The sequence below is a fragment of the Rhodococcus sp. NPDC049939 genome (assembly GCF_040656415.1).
GTDB lineage: Bacteria > Actinomycetota > Actinomycetes > Mycobacteriales > Mycobacteriaceae > Rhodococcus_F.
The window spans coordinates 1,962,038-1,988,751 of sequence record NZ_JBFAMC010000001.1; the positions used below are offsets into that span (position 1 = coordinate 1,962,038).

The 26,714-nt window shown below is 65.7% G+C and carries 1 protein-coding gene; it reads right to left on the reverse strand.

The features are described from left to right. Entirely contained in the window at window positions 1–26,703 is a 26,703-nt protein-coding gene (locus tag AB0I57_RS08800) for a non-ribosomal peptide synthase/polyketide synthase (protein ID WP_358332667.1), read from the reverse strand. Window positions 26,704–26,714 lie beyond the last annotated feature (11 nt).

A 26,714-nucleotide genomic window follows, 5' to 3' on the forward strand; every position in this document is an offset into this window, starting at 1 on the left:
TCAATTGCGGGCCGAGAGTGCACGGGCCAGCGTGGGCCCGATGATCGCCAGGGCAGGCGGCCCGATCATCTCGTTGTGCTCGCAGTCCACCTCGTACTCGTGGATGAGGCCGGCCACGAGCGGACGCCACTCGTCCGCCGAGTGCGACCGGGCGGCGCCCTCCCCGTTTCGCGCAGCCGGGAAGATGAGCAGGTCACCGTTGTAGACCTGCGGGACGTACTGGTGCCCGAGCTGCCTGGAGATCTCGTACCCTGCGGCGATCCGCTCGAGGTGCCGCCCCTGTACTCCGGTATCGGTCCCGAACGACTCGTCGATCAACGTGGCCGCGCTTTCGTAGGTCATCTCGCCATCAACATCGAAGTCGAGTCCCAGCCCGCGCAGAAGATCCCGGATATCGAGTTCGCCGGACAGCGGGTCTTCGCCGGTGCTCGGATAGCTGTCCATGATCGCAAGCGTGGCAACTTCGTCGCCCGATCTCTGCAGTTCAACGGCCATTGCGTGTGCGATGATTCCTCCGAGCGACCACCCGAGCAGATCGTACGGCCCCTCCGGCTGTATCGCCTTCATCTCCGTGACGTAGCGGTGTGCTAGCTGTTCCATCGACCGGTATTCGCTGTCATCGCTGATCGTGGGCAACTGCAGTCCATACACGGGCCGGGCCGGAGGCAGATGCCGCACCAACCCGGCGTACCCCCAAGACAGTCCGATAGCCGGATGCACGCAGAACAACGGTCTGCCGGATCCCTGTGCTCGTAGCGGAATCACCACGGCAAGTGCATCTTCCACCCCGACATTTCGGGTCGGGTCTTCGAGGCGGCGAGCGATCCCCGCCGGCGTCGGATCGAGGAACATCCATTGCAGCGCGACGCCGCGATCGAGTCTGGCCTGCAATGCACCGACGACTTTGGTGGCGAGGAGGGAGTTTCCGCCGAGGTCGAAGAAGCTATCGGCGGTGCCCACCCTGTCCACCCCGAGAATGTCGGCGAACAGTTCCACGATCACCTGCTCGGTCTGCGTGGCCGGAGCACGGTACGCGGCGGCGTTCGAACCGAATTCCGGTGCGGGCAGCGCTTTTCGGTCAAGCTTACCGACCGGGGTCATCGGAATCTCATCGAGCACGACCACCGCAGATGGCACCATGTGTGCGGGCAAACGCTCGGCGGAATAGGAGCGCAGTTCCGTCGGCTCCACGTCCCGTCCGTGTCGAGCGCGCACATAGGAGGCGAGCACGGTGGATCCGGACGGTCCGGTGTGACCGATGGTGGCGGCGAAGGCAACCGCCGGGTGGCCTGCGAGGACGGCGTCTATTTCCCCGAGTTCGATACGGAAGCCACGAACCTTGACCTGGAAGTCACTGCGGCCCACGTACTGAAGGGTGAAATCGCGCCGCCACCGCACCACGTCCCCGGTCCGGTACATCCGGTCACCCGGCTTCCCGAAGGGACAGGCGACAAAGCGTTCCGCGGTGAGCGCTGTCGGGTTGTGATAGCCACGTGCCACGCCGGGCCCCGAAATGTACAACTCGCCGGGCACACCGACCGGGACGGGCTGAAGTCGCTCGTCGAGGACCAGAAACGCGAATCCCACCGCGGGTGCTCCGATGTTGGGGTCCTCACCGGGACGCATCGGCGCGCTGACACTGGCCTGGACCGTGGTTTCGGTGGGACCGTATCCGCTGTGCAGGCTGCGACCCGGAGCCCACTGGGCCACCAACTCGGGCGGGCAGGCCTCACCAACCAGATCCAGTACCCGAAGCAAATCGAGTCCGGTGTTGTCGAGTGCTGCGAGCGCGGTCGGTGTGATGGTGGCGTGGGTGACCTGCTCGCGGCGGAATAGTTCCGCCAACTCACTGCCGCCGAGGATGGTGGGCGGCACGATCACGACACGCGCCGAGGCGCTGAACGCCATCATCAGCTCGAACACCGACGCGTCGAAACTCGGGGAGGCGAAGTGCGACACCCGGGAATCGTGTGTGACCTGGAATCTTTCACGTGTTTCCGCGGCAAAGTTGGCCATGCCCCGGTGCGTGACGGTGACCCCCTTCGGTTTCCCGGTGGATCCAGATGTGTAGATGAGGTAGGCCGGGTGGGCCAGATACAACGGACTCGTCCGGTCCGCGTCGGTCACCGGCGCCGACGACACCCCCGCCACCTGCTCGGCAACATCCGCGTCGTCAAGGACCAGCCACGGAACCATGTCGGGCAGGTTGCTTTGGCTACCTCGCACGGTGAGGCCGAGTGAAGCCCGGCAGTCGGTGAGCATGTAGTCGATGCGCTCGCGCGGGTACCTGGGATCGACGGGCACGAAGGCCGCGCCGGCTTTGGTGACCGACCAGACCGATACCACCGATTCGATCGAGCGAGGCATTCCGAGTGCGACGAAGCTCTCCGGTCCGACGCCGTGGCGGTGGAGGACCCGCGCGAGTCGGTTGGACCACTCGTCGAGTTCTCGGTAGCTGATCTGGCGGCTCTCGCAGGACAGTGCCACCGCGTCCGGGTCGAACGCGACGGCTGCGGTCAGCAGGTCGGGCCAGAGCTTCGCGGGCACATCCGGTTTGCCACGGGCGGGCACCAAGGTCCGCGTCTCCAACTGGTCGAGGAGCGGGAGGTCGCCGATCGGCCGGTCGGGATTCTCGGTGACGGCTTCGAGTATCCGCACGAAACGGTCGGCGAATCCGCGAACGGTGTCGGCGTCGAAGATGTCGGTGGCGAAGTCGATGGCGCCGTTCATCCCTGCCGGCGCTCCGGTGGCGTCGAATTCCTCCGCCAGCAAGAATTCGAGATCCATCTTGACCACACCGAGCTGGGGGTCGATCCCCTGAACTTCCAGCCCCGGCAACATCAGGACAGGGCGCTCGTTGTTCTGAAACTCCAGCGAGACCTGGACGATGGGCGTGTACGCGGTCGATCGCGTCGGCCCGATCGCATCGACCACACGCTCGAAGGGGACGTCGGCGTGTGCAAAGGCGCCGAGATCCACTTCGCGACAATGCGCCGCCAGAGCGGTGAACGTCGCAGCCGCATCCACGTGCGTGCGTAGGGCGAGCGTGCCCACGAACATGCCCACGAGATCATCGAGCTCCGGTTCCCCGCGGCCGGCTATCGGCGTTCCGATCACGACATCGTCGGTGCCGCCCAGCCGGGCCAACAAAACGACGAGCGCGGCATGGACGGTCATGAAGTCGGTGGAATGCAGACTTCGCGACAGCGATCGGATGCGCCCATGAAGGTCGGCGTCGATGGAGAAGTGGATGCGGGCACCGCGGAAGGACTGCTGGGAGGGCCGATCCCGGTCGCTCGGCAGCTCCAACAGATCGGGCACACCCGCCAGGGTGGTCCTCCAGTAATCCAGTTGGGTCCCGATCAGGGACTCGGGGTCGTGCTCGGAACCCAGCAACTCCCGCTGCCACAAGGAATAGTCGGCATACTGCACCGGAAGTGGTGACCACCCTGGTGATCCGCCACCGGACCTGGCGCTGTATGCCGTCATCATGTCCCGCACAAGCGGGCCCATCGAGAACCCGTCCGCGGCGATGTGATGCACCACGACGGCGAGTACGTGCTCGGTCGCGGAAAGCGAGAACAGTCCAACCCTGATCGGGAGACTGGAAGTGACATCGAAGCCTGCCGAGACGAGCGGGGTGAGCTTCTCGCGGAGGTGGTGCTCGTCGGTCACGGGGACTGGGACCAAAGACGGCGCCGCACCCTCGGCGGACACAATCTGTTGCACCGACTCGGAACCACGGATCGGGAACATCGTTCGCAGTGACTCGTGCCGATCGATGACGTCGGTGATCGCCGAATTCAACGCTCGCACATCGAGTTCACCGCGCATACGCAACACGATGGGAATGTTGTAGGCGGCCGAGGTGGTATCGAGCTGGTTGATGAACCACATGCGCTGCTGAGCGAACGACAGAGGAATGTCGTCAGGCCGCGGATGGGCTGCGAGCATCGGACGTACGGTCGGCCCCGCGCCGGCGTGACCGATCCGTGCCGCCAACGCGGCGACCGTCGGCGCCTCGAACAGATCACGCACCCCGTTGTCGGTGCCAAGCAACGCCCTCAACCGCGACATCACCCGTGTCGCACTCAGGGAGTTGCCGCCGATGTCGAAGAACGCCGCGTCGGCAGCTACATGCTCGAGACCGAGTACCTCCGCGAAGACGGAGGACACCGTCTCCTCGATCGGACCGACCGGTACCCGGGATCGACCGGCTCCCGAGTAATCGGGCTCCGGTAATGCCTTGCGATCCAATTTGCCCACTGCGGTCAGCGGAATGCGTTCGAGCACCATGATGGAATCGGGCACCATGTGAGGCGGCACGCGCTCGGCGAGGCGGCGGGTGAGTACGACAGCGTCGAGGGTGCTGCCCGACGCCGGTACGACATAGGACACCAGCAGGGTGTCCCCCGCAGGCCCGCGGTGCGTTACGGTCGCGGCGAAGCCGACGTCTGGCTCCGACATGAGTGCCGAGTCGATCTCGCCGAGTTCGACGCGGAAACCGCGAACCTTGACCTGGAAGTCACTGCGACCCACGAACTCGATGCTGCGACCGGCCGTCCACCGCACGATGTCGCCGGTGCGGTACATCCTCTCGCCGGGGCTGGAGGGGTCGGCGATGAATCGCTCCGCCGTCAGTGCAGGTCGCCGGTGATATCCGCGGGCCAGCCCGGGACCGCCGAGATACAACTCCCCTTGGGCTCCCACGGGGACCGGTTGCAAGCGACTGTCGAGCACCAGTGCCGTTACACCGCGGATGGGCCCGCCGATGGTGATCGGTTCCCCGGGAACCATGGGTTCGCTGATGTCGGACATGATCGTCGTCTCGGTCGGCCCATAGGCGTTGTGCAGCCGCCGACCCGGTGCCCAACGGCCCACGAGTTCGGGTGGGCACGCCTCGCCGCCGAACACCAGGTCCGTCAGATGTTCCAGCCCGGCGGGATCGAGGGACGCCAGCGCCGCGGTTGTGATGAACGCGTGGGTGACTTCCTGCTCCGCCAGGAGCCGGGCCAGCTCCTCGCCGCCGAACACCGTCGTGGGTGCGATCACCATCGTTGCGCCCGCTCCGAATGCCTGCAGGTATTCGAACACCGATCCGTCGAAGCTGGGCGTGGAAAAGTGCAGGGTCCGGGACTGCGCCGTCGCCCCGAGCCGTTCGAGCTGATCGAGGGCGAAGTTGTCCAGTCCGCGATGGGTGACCACCACTCCCTTGGGTCTGCCCGTCGACCCCGACGTGTAGATGACGTAGGCGGCGGTGTCCAGGGTGATCGGACCGGTTCGGTCGGCATCGGTCACCGGCCCGGCAGACTGCTGCGCGCATTCGGATGCGAACTCTGCTTCGTCAAGGGCGAGCCAACGCGCGCCGCCGGGGAGTCGGCTCCGGTGCTCGGTCGTGGTCACACCGAGGGTTGCTCCGCAGTCGGCGAGCATGTCGTTGATGCGCTCATCGGGGTAGTTCGGGTCGATCGGGACGAATGCCGCCCCGGTCTTTGCCACGGCCCACACCGCCAGCACGGACTCGACGGATCGCGGTATACCGATCGCCACGGATGTTTCGGGGCCCGCACCCCGGCCGATGAGTGCGCGGGCAAGATAATTCGATCGTTCATCCAGATCGCCGTAGCTGACCTCGATGGTCTCGAAGGGTGCGGCGGTGTAGGACAGGGCGATCGCATCCCGGTCCAGCGTGACCGCTTGTTCCAGAATCTGCGGCAGAGTGCGGGTCGATCCACCCGGGCGGCCGCGAACCGGTACGAAATCGGTGCGCTCGCGGTCGGTCAGCAGCGACAGCGCGGCCAACGGCCGGTCGGGGGTGGTGCAGGCGTCGAGGACCCGCAGCACGCGCCCCGCGATGGCCTCGACCACTTCCAACTCGAAGACGTCGGGGAGGTATTCGAATTTCAGGCGTAGGCGAGTATCGACGGACGCCACCAGGCTCAGCGGATAGTGGGCGGAATCTCGTGCGGTCACTCCGGCGACGCGCATTCCGGCCGTATCGGTGTCGGCCGAGAGTCCCACCCGGTCGACCGGGTAGGACTCGAACACGGTCAACGTATCGAATCCGACCTCCGGCCCTGTCACGTACTGAATGTCCGCGAGGCCGATGTAGTGGTGGTCCAGCAACGCTGCCTGCTCGGCCTGCACCCGTTCCAGCAGTGCCCCCACCGTTTCGGCGGGGCGCAGCCTGATTCGGACGGGCAATGTGTTGATGAACAGTCCGATCATCGACTCGATGCCTGCCAGTTCTGGGGGTCGACCCGAGACGGTGGAACCGAACAGTACGTCGTCGCGACCGGTCAACGCACCGAGCACGATCCCCCAGGAAACCTGCACGAGAGTGTTGAGTGTCAGTCCACGTGCACGCGCGAGCTCGCGCAGGATGGTGCTGCGATCCTCGTCCAGGTCGAACACCCACTCCCGTGCCAGGGTCGACGACTCCCCGCCTCGAACACCCGGGACGAGCAGCGTCGGTCCTTCCACCCCGGCGAGGGCCTCGGTCCATACCTCTCGGGAGGCCTCCAGATCGCGCTGCTCGCGCCACGCCAGATAGTCGCGGTACTCACGTACACGCGACAAGGGCGACGGGTCGGCGTCTGCGGCATACAGTTTCAGCAGCTCCCCGAACAGCAAGGGCATCGACCACCCGTCCAGGAGGATGTGATGGTTGGTCGATACCAGCCGGAACCGGTTCTGCCCGGTAGCGATCAGCATGAACCGGATCAGCGGGGCGCGGGTCATGTCGAATGGACGGATCCGGTCCTCGGCAAGCAGTCGCTCGACCTCGGACGCGGCGGCACCCTCGTCGAGACCCGTCAGATCGAATTCGCGCCAGGCCGCCTCCACGTGTTGCCGAACGACTTGAACCGCGTTGCCGTCGGCGTCGTGCAGGAAGGCTGTACGCAGGTTGGCGTGCCTGGCCAGCAGGGCGTCGACCGCTCGCCGCAGTCGTTGCTCATCCACGTCACCGACGAGATCGAGCGTCACCTGCACCAGATAGACATCCAGTGAGTCGTCGGCGAGTTCGTGGTGGAAGAGCATGCCCGCCTGCAGCGGCGACAGCGGCCACACATCAGTCAGGTCCGGGCACCGGACTTCGAGCGCCGCGACCGCGTCCTGCCGGAGTTCGACGAGGTCGAAATCCGACGGGGTGAATCCGCCCCCACCCGACTCCACGTGCGCACCGAGAGCGCCGAGGGCTCGTACCCACAGCCGAGCTAGATCGTCGACCTCTTCGCCGGTCAGGACTCCCGGAGGGTAGGTCCAGGTGGAGTTCAGCGCAGGTCCGTCGTCCGAGTCGACGATCATCGCATTGATGTCGACGACAGCGGTGACGGGCATCTGAGCGCCCGATGCTGTGCGTAGTCCGGATTCGTCGACCGGCACCCACCCCTCACCGGTATCCGTTCCGGTCGGACCCAACCGTCCGAGATAGTTGAAGCTGATCTGGGGTGACGGACGCGATGAAAGGACTTGGGCTGTCTCGCTGTTCAGGTATCGCAGCAGACCGAAACCGATGCCGTGGTCGGGAATGGCACGCAACTGCTCTTTGACCGTCTTCATAGCGGCCGCCGCTGACGGGCCGCCCTCGAACGCATCATCGAGGTCCACGCCGCGAAGGTCGAATCGCATCGGGAAGATCGAGGTGAACCAGCCAATCGTGCGGGAGAGATCGGCGCCCGGCACCACCTGCTCCTCACGACCGTGCCCCTCGAGACTCATCAGTGCCGCTGGGAGGTCGACACCGCGCTCTCGTCGCCATCGGATCAGCGCCATGGTCAGTGCCGTCAGCAACGCGTCCCTCACGCTGCCGTGGAATGCCTGCGGCACCTTTGTCAGAAGAGTTTCGGTCAACGCGGCGGGAAGTCGTACCTCGATGTCTGCTGTAGAGGCGGCGGTGTCCGTGACGTCGAGCGGGCGTGAACCCAGTACCGGGTCGGGTGAATCCAGGATCTTTCGCCAGAGTTCGACCTCGGCGGTGGCGTGGGGTTCACGCGCCACGTCGCCGAGCGCATGGGCCCACCGGCGCATCGACGTCCGTGGCGGCTCGAGCGTCGGTGCCGCGCCGGACTGCAGTTGCGCGCACGCCAGGGCGAGGTCGGGGATCAAGATCCGCCAGGACACACCGTCGATCGCCAGGTGGTGGATGGTGATCAGCAACCGGCCGTCCGCGCGGTGGCCCGCATCGAGCCATACCGCCTGCATCATCACTCCCGACTCCGGGTCGAGCTGCTCGAGCGCCGCATCGAGTTCGGTCGCGGCAACCTCGGAGGTTTCGGCCCGCACACGAACCCGGCGGAACACCGTGTCCGCGCGCACCGCGCCCGCTGCTTGCACCTCCATCGACCAGCCCTCCTCGGTGCGCGAGGTGCGGTACACGCGCGCCCGCAGGAGGTCGTGTCGGTCCAGCACGGCCTGCAGGCCCCGGATCAGAGTGTCCTCGTCCAATGTCGCGGGGAGCGTGAACATGGCGGACTGTGAGTAGCGGCGGAAATCCCCACCACGTTCGAGCATCCACCGCACGATCGGCGTCAGCGGAACCTCGCCGATGCCACCCCCGGGCAGTTCGTCGAGCACGACCGCTTCGTCTCCCGTCGCGGCTGCCTCTGCCAGCCTCGCAACGGTTTTGCGCTCGAACACATCTCGCGGCGAGATCAGTACCCCGGCCGCCTTCGCGCGGGTGACCAGCTGGATGGACATGATCGAGTCCCCGCCGATGGTGAAGAACGAGTCGTCGACACCCACCGAGTCCAGGCCCAGAACTTCGGCGAACAAGTCGGCGAGGATCCGTTCGGTGTCGGTGACCGGACTGCGGCCCGCGCTCACCTGCTGCTCGAAGTCAGGCTCGGGCAGCGCTTTCCGGTCGAGTTTGCCGTTCACCGTCAACGGCATCTCATTCAGAACCAGTACGGCCGCCGGCACCATGTACGGCGCCAATCTCTCCGCGGCAGCGTCGATTATCGCGGCCGGGTCGAGCGCGGCGCCGGTCTCGGCAACCACATACCCCACCAGTCGATCCTGGCGCACCGCGACCGCCGACTGCGCCACCGCCTCGCACGTGAGCAGTACCGACTCCACCTCGCCGAGTTCGATCCGGTAGCCCTTCAACTGCACCTGTAGGTCGTTGCGGCCGAGATACTCCAACTGTCCGGTCCCGGTCCACCTGCCGAGGTCACCGGACCGGTACATCCGAGAACCGGGGGCGAGCGGGTCGGCCACGAATCGTGTGGCGGTAAGAGCGGAGCGGCCGAGGTACCCACGTGAGACCTGCGCACCGGAAACGTAGATTTCGCCGACCACGCCCGGCGGCACCGGGTGCAGTCGCCGGTCGAGCACGTAGACACCCAACCCGGGAAGTCCCCTGCCGACTACCGAGGCGGATCCGGCTGCCGCGAGATTCCGGAAGATCGGCAGATGAGTGACGTGCACGGTCGTTTCCGTGATGCCGTACATGTTGATCAGCGTTGGCATGGTGTCGCCCCGACGCGCGTACCACTGCGCCAGTTGCCCGAATTCGAGGGCCTCGCCGCCGAAGATTACGTACCGCAGAGACAAGGCGGGGCCACCGGCAAGACGATCCGTCTCCGCCAGTTGGTAGAAGGCCGAGGGGGTCTGGTTCAGGACCGTGACGCCTTCACGCTGCAGGAGTTCGAGAAACCTCTCGGGCGAGCGTGCGGTGAAGTAGTCCACCAGAACCAGTCGGCCACCGTGTGCGAGCGCGCCCCACATCTCCCACACCGAGAAGTCGAATGCGGTGGAATGGAACATCGTCCACACGTCCGCCGGACCGAACTCGAACAGCGGCTGCGCATTCGCCAGCAACGTGACCACGTTTCGATGGCTGACCTGAACGCCTTTCGGCCGCCCGGTCGAACCCGAGGTGTAGATCACGTAGGCTGCCGAATCCGGGTGCAGTCGAATTCGACGATCCCGGTCGGCCACGGGCCGGGAAGAACACTGCTGCATCGCCTCCAGTACCTCGGGGGCGTCCACGACGACCAATGGAATGTCGGGCAGCTCGATCGTCCGGGCATCCGCGGTCGTGGTGAGCACACACTGCGGCCGGGCGTCGTTCAGCACGAACGAGAGCCGCTCGGTCGGAGAGGTCGCGTCCAGCGGCAGGTAGCCGGCTCCCGACTTCACCACCGCCAGCAACGCCACCACCAAATCGATCGACGGCGTCATACACACGGCCACCAGTGTTTCCGCGTCCGCCCCTCGCGACAGCAGCAGTCTCGCCAGCCGGTTGGCCCGCTCGTCGAGTTCGCGGTACGTCGCCGACGTGTCCTCACAGCGCACCGCGACAGCGTCACCGTCGGATGCCGCGGCCTGATCGAACAAGTCCACCAACGACACCGGTGCGACGGTGGTTCCCGGTCTGTACGCGGAGGTGAGCAGGAGTTCACGTTCGGGAGCGCTGAGGATTTCGATGTCCCCTACGGGCACCGTCGGGTCCGTGGACACCGCTCCGACCACGTGCACGAAGCGCTCGGCGAGACCCTCCACCGACCCGCGGTCGAGCACATCGGTCGCGTACCGGAAGCCGGCGGTGATCCCGGCCGGTTCCCCGCGTTCGTCGACCCGTTCTGCCAGGCTCAGCTGAAGATCGAACTTCGCCACGTCCAGATCGACGTCGAGAGACTCGGCGGTGAGCCCCGGCAGTTCCAGCTGTGTACGGGTGGCGTTCTGGAACTCGAGCAGCACCTGGAACAGGGGTGCATGTGCGGTGGACCGCTCCGGTGCGAGTTCGTCCACCAAACGTTCGAAGGGGACGTCCGCATGCTCGAACGCCCCGAGGTCCGCCGACCGCACCCCAGTGAGCACATCCGCGAAAGACGATCCCGGTGTCACCGTCGTTCGGAGCACGAGTGTGTTGACGAACATGCCCACCATCTCGTCGAGCGCGGCGTGGCCACGGCCCGCGATCGGTGTCCCGACGACTACGTCTTCGGATCCCGACACCCTCTCCAGGAGCACTGCCAGTGCCGCATGCATCACCATGAACAACGTCGAATTACTCTGGTGCGCAATGTTGGTCAGAGTGCGATGCACTTCGGGTGCAATCTCGAACGCGACGACGGCACCGTCGAAGGACCGCTGCGCGGGCCGAGGCCGGTCCAGTGGCAAGGCCAGCACGTCCGGGATGCCCGACAACGTCCGGGTCCAGTATCGGAGCTGCCTCGACATCATCGAGTCGGGTTGCTCCTCCGTACCCAGAATCTCCCGCTGCCACAGGGCGTAGTCGGCGTACTGCACGGGCAACGGCGCCCAATCGGGCGTCTGCTGTCGTGCGCGTGCGGTGTAGGCGAGCACTAGGTCGCGGGCCAAGGGACCCATCGAGACGCCGTCGGCCGCGATGTGATGCACCACCATCGCGAGCACGTGACGCTCGGGAGCGAGTCGCAATAGCTCTACCCGGAGCGGAACCTGCCCGGCGACATCGAACCCGACGCCGAAGAGGGCGGTGAGCGTGCCTCTCAGATCCCGCTCGGAGACCGGGGTGGGGATGAGATCCGGTGTGGCGACTCCGGAATCGACGATCACTTGCCGGGGCCCCTCGGCGGAGCCGGGAAACACGGTTCGCAATGTCTCGTGACGCTCCACGACGTCACCGACCGCCGCCGCCAGTGCCGCCAGATCCAGCGCTCCGTCCAGTTGCAGAGCGACCGGGATGTTGTAGGCGGACGAGGCGGTGTCGAACTGGTTGATGAACCACATGCGCTGCTGCGCCAGCGAAAGCGGGATCCGATCGGGACGCGGCCTGGCGGTAAGCTCCGCGGAAGCCGAGCTCGGCACCCCTGACGACTCGATCCGGGCCGACAGATCCGATACCACGGGCGCATCGAACAACGCCGCGACAGTCAGTTCGGTGTCGAGCACGCGGTTGATACGTCCGACTGCTCGTGTGGCACTGAGCGAGTTACCGCCCAGGGCGAAGAAACCGTCGTCCGCACCGACGCGGTCGATGCCGAGGACGTCGGCGAAGGCTGTGGCGACCGCCGCCTCGACGGATGTGCTCGGTGCGCGATACTCGGTCGTGCCGATTTCCGGTTCGGGTAGTGCTTTCCGGTTGAGCTTGCCGTTCGCGTCCACTGGTAGTTCCGAGAGCACGACTATCACCGAGGGCACCATGGAGTCGGGAAGCGCGGCCCTTGCGGCCTCGAGCACGGTATCCGGATCGATCACCGCCGCACCGGCCGGCACCACGTACCCGGCCAGATAGTCACCAGACGGCCCGTCACCGCGCAGCACCACCACCGCCTGCGCAAGATCGCCCCGACGCAACAGCACGGCCTCGATCTCTCCCAACTCGATCCGCTGGCCCCGCAACTTGACCTGAAAATCGGTACGACCCAGGTACTCGAGCTGCCCCGACGGCAACCACCGCACCAGATCCCCGGTGCGATACAACCGCGAACCCGCCGGCACTCCCGGCGACCGAGCCCCGAACGGGTTCGCCACGAACCGATCCGCACTCAGGTCGGGTCGCCCCTGGTACCCGCGGGCCAACTGCACGCCCGCCAGATACAACTCCCCCGCCACCCCCACCGGGACTGGCCGCAACCGGACGTCGAGCACGTACGTTCGGGTGTTCCACACCGGCACCCCGATCGGCACCGACGCCACCGCCGGACCACCATCTTCGGTACCGGTCTCGTAGAAGGTCACATCCACCGACGCCTCCGTCGGCCCGTAAAGGTTGTGCAACCGCGCCGGGCTCATCCGATGCAGCCGTGCCGCCGTCGTCGGCGGTAACGCCTCACCGCTGGTGAACACCCGTCGCAGCGAAGCACACCCACCGAGATCCGCACCCGCCAAGAACACGTCGAACATCGACGGCACGAAGTGCACCGTGGTGACCGACTCGTCCCGGATCACTTCCTCGAGGTACACCGGATCACGATGGCCGTCCGGTTTCGCGATCACCAACCGGGCACCGGTCTGCAACGGCCAGAACAACTCCCACACCGACACGTCGAACGTCACCGGCGTCTTCTGAAGCACCACATCATCCGAGGACAGCCCGTACTGCTGTTGCATCCACCACAGCCGGTTCACGATCGACTCGTGCGAAACGGTCACGCCCTTGGGTCGCCCGGTCGAACCGGAGGTGAAGATCACGTACGCCGGATTACCCGGGTGCAGCGGTGCCACCCGATCGTCATCTCGGACGGGACGGGCGTCGAAACCGGAGACATCCAGTGTGTCCACCCGCACCACCGGCACCCCCGTGGGCACCGTCACTTCATCCGCGGCCGTGGTCAATACGAGCACCGGATCGGCCGTCCCCATCACGTGCGCGATCCGTTCGACAGGCTGATCCGGGTCGATCGGTACGTACGCGCCGCCGGCCTTGACCACCGCATAGATTCCCACCAGCATCTCCACCGACCGGCGGACGGCAACCCCCACCGAGGTCTCCGGACCGACACCCGCCGAGATCAAGTACCGGGCCAACCGGTTCACCTGGGCGTCGAACTCCGCATACGAGAGCACCGTCGAGCCGAACACGATCGCCGGTGCCTGCGGGCTCCGGGTCACCTGTGCATCGAACAACTCGGCCAACGACATCACCGGCACCACACGGTCGGTCGCGTTCCAGGCATCGACCACCAGATCCCGCTCGCCCGGCCCGAACACCTCCACGTCACCGACCGTGGTGCCCACATCACGGGCGATGGCCCCCAGAATCAGAGCCAAACGCTCGCCGAACCCCTCCACCGTCGCACGATCGAACACATCCGGCTGATAGCGCAGATTCAGCCGCAGTCGTGGTTCGAGAATCGACGTGAGCGTGACCGGATAGTGCGTGGCGTCGCGGGCATCGAGACCGGTCACCCGCATTCCCCTGATATCGGTGTTCCCGTCCAACCCCGAGGTGTCGATCGGGTAGGACTCGAACACCGAGAGAGCGTCGAACAGGTTGCCCAGGCCCGCCCGCGACTGGATCTCACCGAGGCCTAGGTAGTGGTGGTCGAGCAGGGACGCCTGCTCCTCCTGCAGGCGCGTGACCAGCTCGGCGAAAGTCTCGTTCGGATCCACCCGCACGCGCACCGGCACGGTGTTGACGAACAGCCCCAGCATGTTCTCCACACCGGGCAGTTGCGGCGGACGACCCGAGACCGTGGCACCGAAGACTACGTCGTCGCGGGAGAGTAACCGGGACAGCAGCACCCCCCATGCCGCCTGCACGACCGTGTTCATCGTGACCCCAGCCCGCGCAACCAGCGTGGCGAGAGCATCGAGCACCGGGGCGCTCAGTTCGACGTCGATTTCGTGAGGAACACCGTGGAGCGCGGCCGCGGCTTGCGGCGCCAATAGCGTCGGCTCGTCGGCGCCGTCGAGCGCTTCTTCCCACACCCGGGCGGACGCGTCCGCGTCCCTGCTCGCCAGCCACTCCAGATACGTGCGATACGAGGAAGCCTCCGGCAGGACCGGCTCCTCGTCGCCGGCGTAGCGCACCAGCAACTCCCGCACCAGCAACGGCATCGACCAGCCGTCGAGGATGAGGTGGTGGTTGGTGATCGCCAGCACGAAGCGCCCGGGCGCGGTACGCACCAGCGTCAGGCGCAGCAGCGGAGGCCGGCCGAGGTCGAACCGGGCGGCGCGATCCTCGTCGAGGAGCCGTCCGAGCTCCGTCGCGGTGTCAGGTCCGGCGTCGGTGAGGTCCACCTCTCGCCACGGCACCACCACCTTCTCGACCACCAATTGAGCCGGGACCCCGTCGTCGTAGACGAACGCGGTCCTCAGATTCGGATGGCGAGCCAGCATCCCGGACATGGCGCTGCGCAGGCGCTCTCCATCGACCGCACCCTCGAGGTCGATGAGTAGCTGTGCCGTGTAGACGTCCGTCGACTCGGCGGCCAGTGAGGCGTGGAACAGCAGCCCGGACTGCAACGGTGACAGTGACCACGCATCCCGCAGCGAGGGGAACCGCTGCTCCCATCGTTCGATCTGTTGCTGGCTCACCGATACGAGCGGAACGTCGGACGGGGTCAGCCCACCGGTACCCGGCCGTGACGCGTGGGCAGCCAGCCCTTCGAGGGCGCGACGCCACAAGTCCGCGAACGCTGCCACCTGTGCCTCGTGAAGCACCCCACGGGGGAACGCGAACGTCGCCCTGAGCCGGGGTCCTTCTGCGCTGTCGTCGACGACGGCGTTGATGTCGATCACGGATGCGACCGGCATTCGAGGATTCTGGGTTCCACCGAGTGCACCGCTGCCCTCCACCGGCAGCCAGGCCTCCGTACCGCTGGTGGTGCTCATCCGACCCAGATAGTTGAAACTCACTTGCGGGGAAGGGAATCGACGCAGAGCCGACGAGGTCTCCGCGTCCAGATACCGCAACATTCCGAAGCCGATCCCATGATCCGGGATTGCGAGCAACTGCTCCTTGACGGCCTTCATCGCATGCCCTGCCGCGCGCCCCCCGGCCATCGCGTCGTCGACGTCGATTCCGGTGAGATCCATCCGTGCCGGGTACACGGTGGTGAACCATCCGACGGTCCGGGACAGGTCTGCTCCGGCGACGGCGCGCTCCTCACGGCCGTGCCCCTCCAGGGTGATCACAGAGTCCGAGATGTCGGCACCGTGCTCGCGCCGCCACACGATCAGTGCGAGTGTCACCGCGGTCATCAACCCGTCTGAGACGTTTCCGTGGAAGGCTTCCGGAAGCGCGGTGAGCAGTGCGCCCGTCACCGTCGGCGACACTTCGGAGGTGACGCGATCGACGGTGGCGGCGACGTCAACCGCGGGATCCAGCGGGCGCGATCCGATGAGAGGGTCGGGGCCATCGAGCATCTTCTCCCACAAACGGAGTTCATCCGTCCGTTGCCGCACGATGTCGCGCAACCCGTGCGACCAGCGCCGCATCGACGTTCCGACTGCGGGCAGCGCGGGAGTCGAACCCGCCTGGAGCTGCGAACACGCCGACGCGAGATCCGCAATGAGGATGCGCCACGAGACACCGTCGACTGCGAGGTGATGCACCACGACGAGCAGTCGCCCGGCCTCGTTCGGGGCGTCGAACCAGACCATCCGCATCAAGGTGGCGCTGGCTGGATCCAAGTGGTCGGCCGCAGCTTCGAGTTCTGAGGCCGCGAGCGCGGTGAAGCCGTCGCCGTCGACCGTTTCGATCGGCACCCGGTGGACCAGCGACTCCGCAGGCACCGACCCGGCCGGCAGCACCTCCATGCGCCATTGGCACTCGCCTGCGGCGGACAGGCGTGCACGGAGCATGTCGTGACGGTCGAGCAGCGCCTCGACGGCTCGAACGAGGACATCGTGGGTGAGTCCGACGGGCGATGCCAGCAACAGTGCCTGCGAAAACCTGTCGAGCCGCCCGCCGCCACCGCGCTCGAGCACCCATCTCACGACCGGCGTCAGCGGTAGGGGGCCGACTCCACCGCCCGGCAACTCGTCGAGCACCGCCACGTCGGCACTGTCGAAGCGGGCCGACTCGGCGAGACCGGCGACAGTCCTACGTTCGAACACGTCGCGGGGCGAGAGGATCACGCCGGATGCTTTGGCGCGCGCCACGAACTGTATCGACATGATGCTGTCGCCGCCCAGTGCGAAGAACGAGTCGTCCACACCCACCGAGTCCAGGCCGAGTACCTCCTTGAACAGTCCGGCGAGAAGGACCTCGGTCTCGGTTCGCGGGGGCCGACTCTCGGACACGGCAGCCACGAAGTCGGGCGCCGGAAGCGCTGCGCGGTCCAGCTTTCCGTGCACCGTCAACGGGAGCGCCTCGAGTTGCACCAGGGCTGCAGGCACCATGTATGCCGGCAACCGTGCACCGACGAAGTCGAGTACGGCTCTCGAGTCGATCCTCACCCCGGGTTCGGGCACCAGGTAACCGATCAGCCGATCTCCGCCGCCGTCGTTCCATACATCCGTCACTGCCTGGGCCACGTCGTCGTGAGCGAGCAGAGCCGACTCGACCTCACCGAGTTCGATGCGGAAGCCTCGGATCTTCACCTGGGTGTCGGTACGACCGAGGTACTCGAGCTGGCCCTCGGTCGTCCAGCGCACCAGATCGCCGGTGCGATACATCCGGCAACCTGGCGGGCCGAAGGGATCGGCGACGAAACGCTGCGCGGTCAGGGAGTACCGCCGGTGGTAGCCCCGCGCGAGCGCCGGGCCGGCGAGATACAGCTCCCCGACAACCCCGGCGGGCACCGGCTGCAGCCGTGCGTCCAGCACGACTTCTGCGAAACCGCGAGTGGGTGCTCCGATCGTGACCGGAGCGCCCGGCACCAACCCGGTACTGATGCTCGACACCACGGTCGCCTCGGTGGGCCCGTATGCGTTGAACATCCGCCGTCCCGGTGCCCACCGTTCGACCAGTTCGGGAGGACACGCCTCTCCCCCCGTGACCACACACTCGAGTCCGGTGAGACCGGCGGGCTCCATCGACGCCAACGCTGCCGGCGTGACAAAGCAATGTGTGATCCGGTCGGACTCCAGAAGCTGTGTCAGCTCGGTGCCGCCGACCAGGGAGGGTGGCGCGATCACCATCGTGGCCGCGGAGCCGGTCGCGAGCAGCAGTTCGAGAATGGAGGCATCGAAGCTCGGCGACGCGAAGTGCAACGTTCTGGACTCGTCGGTGGTGCCGAATGTCGCCTGTTCCTGTGCCGCGAAGTTGGACAGACCGCGATGCGTGGTGACCACACCCTTGGGCCTGCCGGTCGACCCGGACGTGTAGATCAGGTAGGCCGGGGCGTCGACCCGCACCGGCGACGTCCGTTCGTCATCGGTGATCGCCGAATCCGGGAAGGCCGACAGACGATCATCGAAGTCGGCGTCGTCGAGCACCAGGCACGGCACCGTGGCGGGCAGCGCGTCACGGTGCGGCGACGTCGTCACCGCCCAGACGGCACCCGAATCCGCGATCATGTAATCGATCCGTGTCGCCGGGTGACCCGGGTCCACCGGAAGAAACGCCGCCCCCGACTTGGCCACCGCCCAGACAGCCAGAACGGATTCCACCGACCGTGGTAGGCACAATGCGACGACGTCTTCCAGGCCGACACCGCGCTCGATCAGCATGCGGGCCAACTGGTTCGAGCGCCTGTCCAGGTCGCCGTACCGCACTTCACGGCCTTCGAAGACCAATGCCACAGCCTCCGGGTCGTTGGCGGCGGCGTGCGCCAACAGGTCCGGCAGCGTCCGCGCCGCCACCGCTGGGCCACCTCGCACCGGAGTCAGTTCTGCGCGCTCGGGGGCGTCGAGTATGTCGATGTCCCCCACCCGCGCGTCGGGGGCGGTGGTGACCGCCGCCACGATGCGCGCGAACCGTTTTGCAAAGCCTTCAGCAGTCCCCTGGTCGAAGATATCGGTCGCGTACCCGAGTGCCGCGGTGATACCTGCCGGGTTGCCGTCGGCGTCCACGTTCTCCGCCAAGGTCAATTGCAGATCGAAATTCGTGGAGTCGATGTCGAGATCAAGTCTCCGAATCTGCAGATCCGGCAGCTCCAGCGCGGGTCGCTCTATGTCCTGGAACTCCAGCATCACCTGGAAGAGCGGCGAGTACGCAGTCGAGCGAGATGGACTCAGGACCTCCACCACTCGTTCGAACGGGACCTCCGCATGGGTGAAGGCGCCCAGATCGGTTTCCCGCACACTGCCGAGTAATTCGGCAAACTCAGCGTTCCCGTCGACGCGGACGCGCAGTACGAGCGTGTTGACGAACATGCCGACCACGTCGTCGAGTGCCTCGTGGCCACGTCCCGCGATCGGTGTCCCGACCGCAATGTCATCGGAACCACTCAACCGTGCCAGCATGACCACCAGCGCGGCGTGCAGGGTCATGAACACCGTCGTGTTGTGCTGCCTGGCCAGCCTCACCACGCGGGCATGCACCTCAGGTTCGATCACGAACTCGACGCGACCGCCGCGAAGTGAACGGACGGCCGGTCGTGGGCGGTCGATGGGAAGCTCCAACACTTCCGGCAGGTCCGACAGCGTCGTCGTCCAGTAGGCCAACTGTCGCGAGATCAACGACTGTCCGTCGGATTCCGAACCGAGCCACTCCCGCTGCCACAGGGTGTAGTCGGCGTATTGCACAGGCAGCGGCGCCCAGGCCGGCGCCTGCCGCTGTGTGCGTGCGGTGTAGGCGAGGGTGACGTCGTGGGCCAGGGGTCCCATCGAGAAGCCGTCGGCCGCGATGTGATGCACCACCACGGCGAGTACATGAGTTTCCTCGTCAAGCCGGAAAAGATACGCGCGCAACGGGACCTGCTTCGTCACGTCGAATCCGGCGGACAGCGCTCGCACGCAGCGTTCGCTCAGCTCGGCATCCCCCGACACGTCGATCGGAGTGAGATCGGGTACCACGCTCGTCGCGGGCAAGATCACCTGTCCTGGCCCGTCGGCGGCGAGCGGGAAGATGGTGCGCACGGCCTCGTGCCGGGCGATGACGTCGGCAATGGCCCCCTGGAGAGCATTCACGTCGAGTCGGCCGTCGAGGCGCAACGCGAACGCGACGTTGTACGCCGATGAGGAGGTGTCGAACTGGTTGATGAACCACATTCGCTGTTGCGCCAATGAGACCGGGACTTCCGCGGTGTCTTCCCTCGGCTTCAGTGGCGGCCGGGATTCGACCCCTTCCTCTGATCCCGCCAGCAGCGCCAGTCCCGCGACGGTGGGCGCGTCGAATACGTCGCGAACACCTACGCGGTCGCCGACAGCTGCGTTGATCCGCGCCACCAATCGGGTGGCGATCAGCGAGTTGCCACCGAGGGCGAAAAAGTTGTCTTCCACTCCTGCCCTCGCGATTCCGAGCAGGTCGGCGAAGACATCGGCCACGATCTCTTCGATTGGATTCCGTGGAGCCACGAATCCCAACGCGCCGGAAACGAAATCGGGTGTCGGTAGCGCTTTCCGGTCCAGTTTGCCGTTCGCATTCACCGGCAGTTCGGCGAGCACGACCACCACCGACGGCACCATGTACCCGGGAAGCGCCTCCGCGGCGGTGTCGAGGACGGCCCGCTCGTCCAGCACTGCCCCGTTGGTCGGGATCACATACGCGGCGAGGTAGTCGTCGCCCGTCGGACCGTCGCTGCGAAGTACGACCACCGCCTGGGCGATGCCCTCATTCCGCAACAACGCGGCCTCGATCTCCCCGAGTTCGACACGTTGACCGTGCAACTTGACCTGGAAGTCGGTGCGGCCGAGGTACTCGAGCTCGCCGACGGCATTCCACGACACCAGGTCACCGGTTCGATACATCCGGTCGCCGGTCGCACCGAACGGGTTAGCCACGAAGCGTTCGGCCGTCAAATCCGGCCGCGACACATATTCCCGCGCCAGCTGGGCACCCGCGAGGTACAACTCACCCGCCACACCCACCGGCACCGGCCGTAGCCGGGCGTCGAGCACCAGTAGGCGTGTATTCCACACCGGTGCGCCGATCGGCACTCGAACCGTGTCGGCGTCCGTGAACTCGTGGAACGTCACGTCCACCGCAGCCTCGGTCGGACCGTACAGGTTGTGCACCCCGGCACCAGGTACCAGCGTCCGCATCCTCGCCGCCGTCTGCGCGGGCAACGCCTCACCCGACGCGAACACCCATCGCAGGCTCGTGCATCCCGTCACCGTTGGTTCGGCAGTGAACACCGCCAACATGGATGGCACGAAATGTACTGCCGTCACACAATGCTCGGCGATCACCCCTGCCAGATACCGCGGATCGCGATGACCGTCCGGGCGCGCGATCACCACCCTGGCGCCGACCTGCAACGGCCAGAACAATTCCCAGACCGACACGTCGAACGTGACAGGTGTCTTCTGCAGCACCACATCATCGGAGCCGACCCGGTACTGCCCTTGCATCCACGCCAGACGATTGACGATCGCCGCGTGTGTCACCCCCACGCCTTTCGGTCGACCCGTCGACCCGGACGTGAAAATCACGTACGCCGTGTTCTCCGGCCGCAGCGGCGCCGAGCGGTCCCGATCCCGCACCGGACTCACCGGCAGCGCGGACACATCCAGGGTGTCGAGATCTACAACCGGGATCTCCCCCGGCACGTCGAACACCCGAGATCCGGTGGTGAGCACACATTCCGGTGCGGACGTCGCGAGAATGTGCGCGATGCGCTCGGCGGGCTGGTTCGGGTCGATCGGGACGTATGCGCCACCCGCCTTGATCACCGCATAGATCGCCACCAGCAGATCCGTACCGCGGCGAATCTGCACCCCCACCAGCGACTCCGGGCCCACACCCGTCGAGATCAGATAGCGGGCCAGCCGATTCGCACGGGCATCGAATTCGGCGTACGAGAGCGTCGTGCCGTCGAAGGTGACTGCAGGCGCGTCGGGTGTGCGGGCGACCTGTGCGTCGAACGCCTCTACCAGTGTGGTGCCCTGCACCTCGTGCGTCGTCGAGTTCCAGATATCGACCACCAACTCTTGTTCACCCGAACCGAGGACCGCGACGTCACCGATCGGCACACTCGGATCGGCGACCACACTCTCCAGAATCCGGAGGAACCGTGCTCCGAACCCGGCCGCCGTCGCCCGGTCGAATACGTCGGATGCGAACGTAAACGCCGCTGAGATCCCTTTTGCGGTCCCCGCTTCGTCGTAGCGTTCCGCGAGGGTCAACTGCAAGTCGAACTTGGACACGCCGGATTCGACCTCGATGATCTCCACCGCAAGCCCAGGCAACTCCACACGGGCTTGGTCAGTGTTCCTGAACTCCAGAAGGACTTGAAACAGAGGCGAGTACGCGGTCGAGCGAACCGGTGCGAGCGCGTCCACCACGCTCTCGAAGGGCACCTCAGTGTGATCGAACGCTGCCAAATCCACTTCGCGAGAGTGGGAAAGCACTTCCGCGAAGGTTTCGCCGGGTTCCACCACCGTCCGCAATACCAGTGTGTTGACCAGCATCCCAACCAAGTGATCGAGTGCCTCGGCACCCCGCCCGGCGGTCGGTGTCCCGATCGCGATGTCCGCGGACCCGGTCAACCTCGCAAGCAAGACCGCCAGCGCCGAGTGCATCACCATGAACATCGTCGAATCGTGCCGGCGCGCGAGCAGGAGAAGCTCCTGGTGCAATCGCGCGGGCACCGAGAACGAGGCAGTCTCGCCCCGCAACGATCTTTCTGCAGTCCTGGGCCGATCCAGGGGAAGATCCAGCACGTCGGGAAGGCCGGACAGCGCCCTCTTCCAGAAGTCCAACTGTTCCGACATCAGGCTGCCGGGATCTGTGTCGCTGCCGAGGACCGCCCTTTGCCACAGGCTGTAGTCGGCGTACTGCACTTGAAGCGGTTGCCAATCCGGCGCCTGCTGCCACACCCGAGCCGTGTATGCAACAGTCAAGTCTCGCGCCAGCGGCGCCAACGATGCTCCGTCAGCCGAAATATGGTGCACCACCAGCATCAACACGTGCTCGTCGGTGCCGGTCCGGAACAACGCACATCGAAGCGGCACCCCTGCACTCACGTCGAAGCCCTGCGTCGACACTTGCACGATCCGGTCTCGCAACGACCCTTCGGACCCGACGGGCGTCGGTGTGAGATCGGGAATCACCTGTTCCGGTGAAACGATCACTTGGTACGGCCCGTCGACCGACGCGGGATACAGCGTGCGAAGCGCTTCGTGCCGTTCTGTGACATCGAGCATCGCCGCCCGTAGCGCCTCCGCATCGAGATTCCCGGACAAGCGGATCGCCATCGGAATGTTGTACGCGGGCGACGTGGTGTCGAACTGGTTGACGAACCACATACGTTGCTGCGCAAGGGATAGTGGAATTCGCTCGGGCCGCAACTGCGGTACGAGGCGGGGGCGGCCGCTGTGGTCGAGGTCGGCGCGCTCGATTCGTCGCGCCAACGATCTCACGGTCGGCGCCTCGAACAGCGCCCGAACACCGACCTCGACACCCAGTGCAGCACCTATACGTGAGGTCACCCTGGTTGCGACCAGCGAGTTTCCGCCGAGATCGAAGAAACTGTGGTCGCGGCCGATTCGTTCCACACCCAGAACGTCCGCAAACACCTGGGCTACTACCTGTTCCACCGGATCGACGGGTGCATGAAACGCGGTTTCCGCAGACAGGAAATCCGGTGCGGGCAATGCCCCACGATCGATTTTCCCTACCGGAGTCATCGGAATCTGGTCCAGCATCATGATCACGGTCGGCACCATGTACGTCGGCAATCGTTCTCCGGCGTAGTCCGTCAGCTCGGCCGGCGTGAGCTGCCGCCCAGCCGACGGCAGGACGTAAGACACGAGCACCGCCTCGCCGGAGGGCGCCGTTTGCGGCAGCGTCAATGCAGCCCTCACACGCGGATGTGCGTGGAGGACCGTGTCGATCTCACCGGGCTCGACTCGGAAGCCTCGGATCTTCACCTGAAAATCGCTGCGGCCCAGATACTCGAGCGTTCGGTCGGTTCGCCACCGCACAACATCGCCGGTTCGGTACATCCGATCGCCGGGCGCCCCAAAGGGGTTGGCCACGAACCGCTGGGCGGTCAACTCGGTCTTGCCGTGATACCCCCGCGCGAGGGCATTGCCCGAGAGGTAGAGCTCCCCCGCCACGCCCACCGGCACCGGCCTCAGTCGCCCATCGAGCACGACCTCGCGGAATCCGGTGAGCGGACCACCCAACGTGATGGCATCGGCCGGCGCAATCGGTTCACTGATGTTCGACATGATCGTGGTCTCGGTCGGCCCGTACGCCTGGTACAACCTCCGGCCGGGCGCCCACCGCGTCACCAACTCGGGCGGGCACGCCTCACCACCGAACACCACGTCCTGGAAGTCGGAGAGTCCGTCCGGCTCGATCGATCCGAGCGCGGCTGTCGTGATGAATCCGTGGGTGACCCGTTCGGCTCTCAGGAGCCGGGACAGCTCTGTACCGCCGTAGATCGTCGGCGGAACGATCACCATGGTCGCTCCGACGCCGAAGGCCTGCAGGTACTCGAAGATCGAGGCGTCGAAGCTCGGCGTGGAGAAATGCAGGGTCCGTGATGTCTGCGTCGCACCGAATCGTGACCGCTGCTCTGCCGCAAAGCTGTCCAGACCTGCGTGCGTGACCGAAACTCCTTTTGGTCGGCCCGTGGAACCCGATGTATAGATCACGTAGGCGGAATTCTCCATGCGCAGAGGGCGCACTCGTTCGGCGTCGGTGACGACCGATACCGACTCCGTCGCGCAACGGTTCCGAAGTTCGTCGCCGTCGATCACCAGCCACGGAATCGAGTCAGGCAACCGGGAACGCTCGGCGGACACCGTCAGGCCCGCCGCAGCTCCGGAATCGTCGAGCATGTGCTCGATTCGCTCGGTCGGATAGTTCGGATCCACCGGCACGAACGCGGCGCCCGACTTCGCGACTGCCAGCATCGAGACAACCGACTCGATCGAACGGGTAATGCACAGTGCCACGTAGTTCTCCGGCCCGATGCCTCGACCGACCAGGACACGTGCCAGCTGACTCGAACGCTCGTCCAGTTCTCGATAGGTCACCGTGGTGTCACGATAGGAAAGCGCCACACCGGCGGGGTTCTCACTTGCTGCCGCTTCGAACAATTCAGGCAGTGTTCGTTCCGAACTTCCCGGCAGACCACGAACCGGAACGAGGATGTCTCGTTCAGCATCGGAAAGAATGTCGATTTCACCGATGCCGATTCCCGGGTCCCCGGTGACAGCCTCCAAGATCCGGCGGAACCGCTCACCGAGCCGCAACACGGTATCGGGTTCGAACAGATCGGTCGCGAACCCGAGAGCCACCGCGATTCCGGACGCGGCGCCGTCCACGCCGAAAATCTGCCCCACGGTCACCCGGAGATCGAATCGGCCCAGGCCGTGATACGCAGTGGCTGTGGTTCCAAGGGTCGCCGCGCCTTCGGGGGTCTGTACGCCGTCTCGGCTCTCGAACAGCACCTGGACGATCGGTGAATACGCGAGGGACTCTCCCACCCCGAGCGCTTGCACCAATCGTTCGAAGGGGATATCGCTGTGCTCGAATGCCTCTTCCTCGATTTCCCGAGTGCGGGTGAGGAGGGCCGTGAAGGACATGTCCGATTGCGCGCGGGTGCGCAGCACCAGGAGGTTCTGTGCACCGTCTGCCGTGGCCAGTGTTCCGACCGCCACATCCGAGGTTCCCGAAAGCTTGCTCAGCAGCACCGTAATGGCGGCATGGAGGACCGGGAAGGGCGTGGTGCCGTTTTCGTGTGCCAGCGCAAGCACTCGGCGATGTGTGGCTGCGCCGATCAGGAGTTCGACACTATCTGCGTGCAGGGACTGGGCCGCAGGCCGGGCCCTGTCGGAAGGCAGGTTCAACACCTCGGGAAGATCCGAAAGCCTAGCCGCCCAGTACGCCAGTCGTTCGGCCTCGAGCCGTCGCTGTTCGCCCTCGCGCGCGGTGGCCTCGTGGATCGTCGAAAGCCGGGCTTGTGGGTCGGCCTCGATGAACTCCTCGAGCACTTCGACGAAGCGCTGATGGTGCATGCGCAGCGCCGGACTCTCGTAGCGGTTCGGATTCGCCAGTAGATCGACGACAAGTCTGGCCGGAGTGCCGCTTTGGTACACGTTGACCAGCAGATCTTCTACCGGTCCGGACGTGACGATGTGAAATTCGCCCACCAAGGAACCGAACTGAAACTCCTGGTTGAAGAGCATGATGTTGACCATGGGTCCGTGTAGCCCGACGCCGCTACTGGCGCCCAAGTCACGACGAATGTCATCGAGACTGCACCGCTGATGCCGCAACGCTCCGACCAGTTCGTGCCGAACCCGCGACACGAGTTCGGCGACCGTGCCGCCTTCGTCGACCGAGATCGGCAACGGTGCGACATTGACCATCATGCTGCCGGAATTGCGCAGCACCGACGCTGTCCGTCCTGACAACGGAACATGTACCAGCACAGTTTCCTCGGCCGTGGCGCGCGACAGGTAGCAGGCGAAGGCGGCGATGATCGTGGCAGCGGCGGTCGCGATCGCCTTCGTGTCGGAACCCTGAAGGCTGGCAGCCGCGCCCTCGGACAACGCGGTGCTCTCGACCATGCTCTCAGAAACTGCGGGAGCGGACCGGGTGGTCAAGCTCGTTCCTTCGACACCCGCGACTCGGCTCACCCAATATTCGCGATCCGCCGCAAAACGTTCGGACGATCGGTTGCGGGCGTCGATCTCGTACAGTTCACGCAGGGACACAGCTCGGATCGGATCCGGTTCGCGACCCTCCACCGCGGCCGAATACCGGTGCGCGATACGTTTGACCATCGTCGCCGCACCGTAACCGTCGAGCGCAACGTGGTGGATTCGGCAGTACCAGAGGTAGTGCGACTCTCCGACACACAGGATCGAGGTCTTTACCATGCGACCCGCACCGAGGTCGATCGGAGTCTGATAGTCCTGGCTCATCCACTCATGGGCGGCAGCGACTGGGGCGTCCGAATCACGAAAGTCGATGAAATCGACCGGAATGTCGGTCGTGTCGTCGATGCGCTGCATCGGCCGCCCGTCGACCTCGACGACCTCGAGGAAGGGTGACCGGAACTCCCGAGCGGTCGCGACAGTTGCCCGCCGCAACAGCTCGACGTCGAGGTCACCGTGCACCTCCACGTATTGCGCTATCGAGATCGGCACCGAGGGGTCGAGTTGCTGTGCAAACCAGATCGCACGCTGGGCTGCCGACAGGGGAAAATACGCCGAGTCCGGAATTTGCTCAGGCAGATTTCGCGGATCTTCGGGCGTCACGGTGATACCTC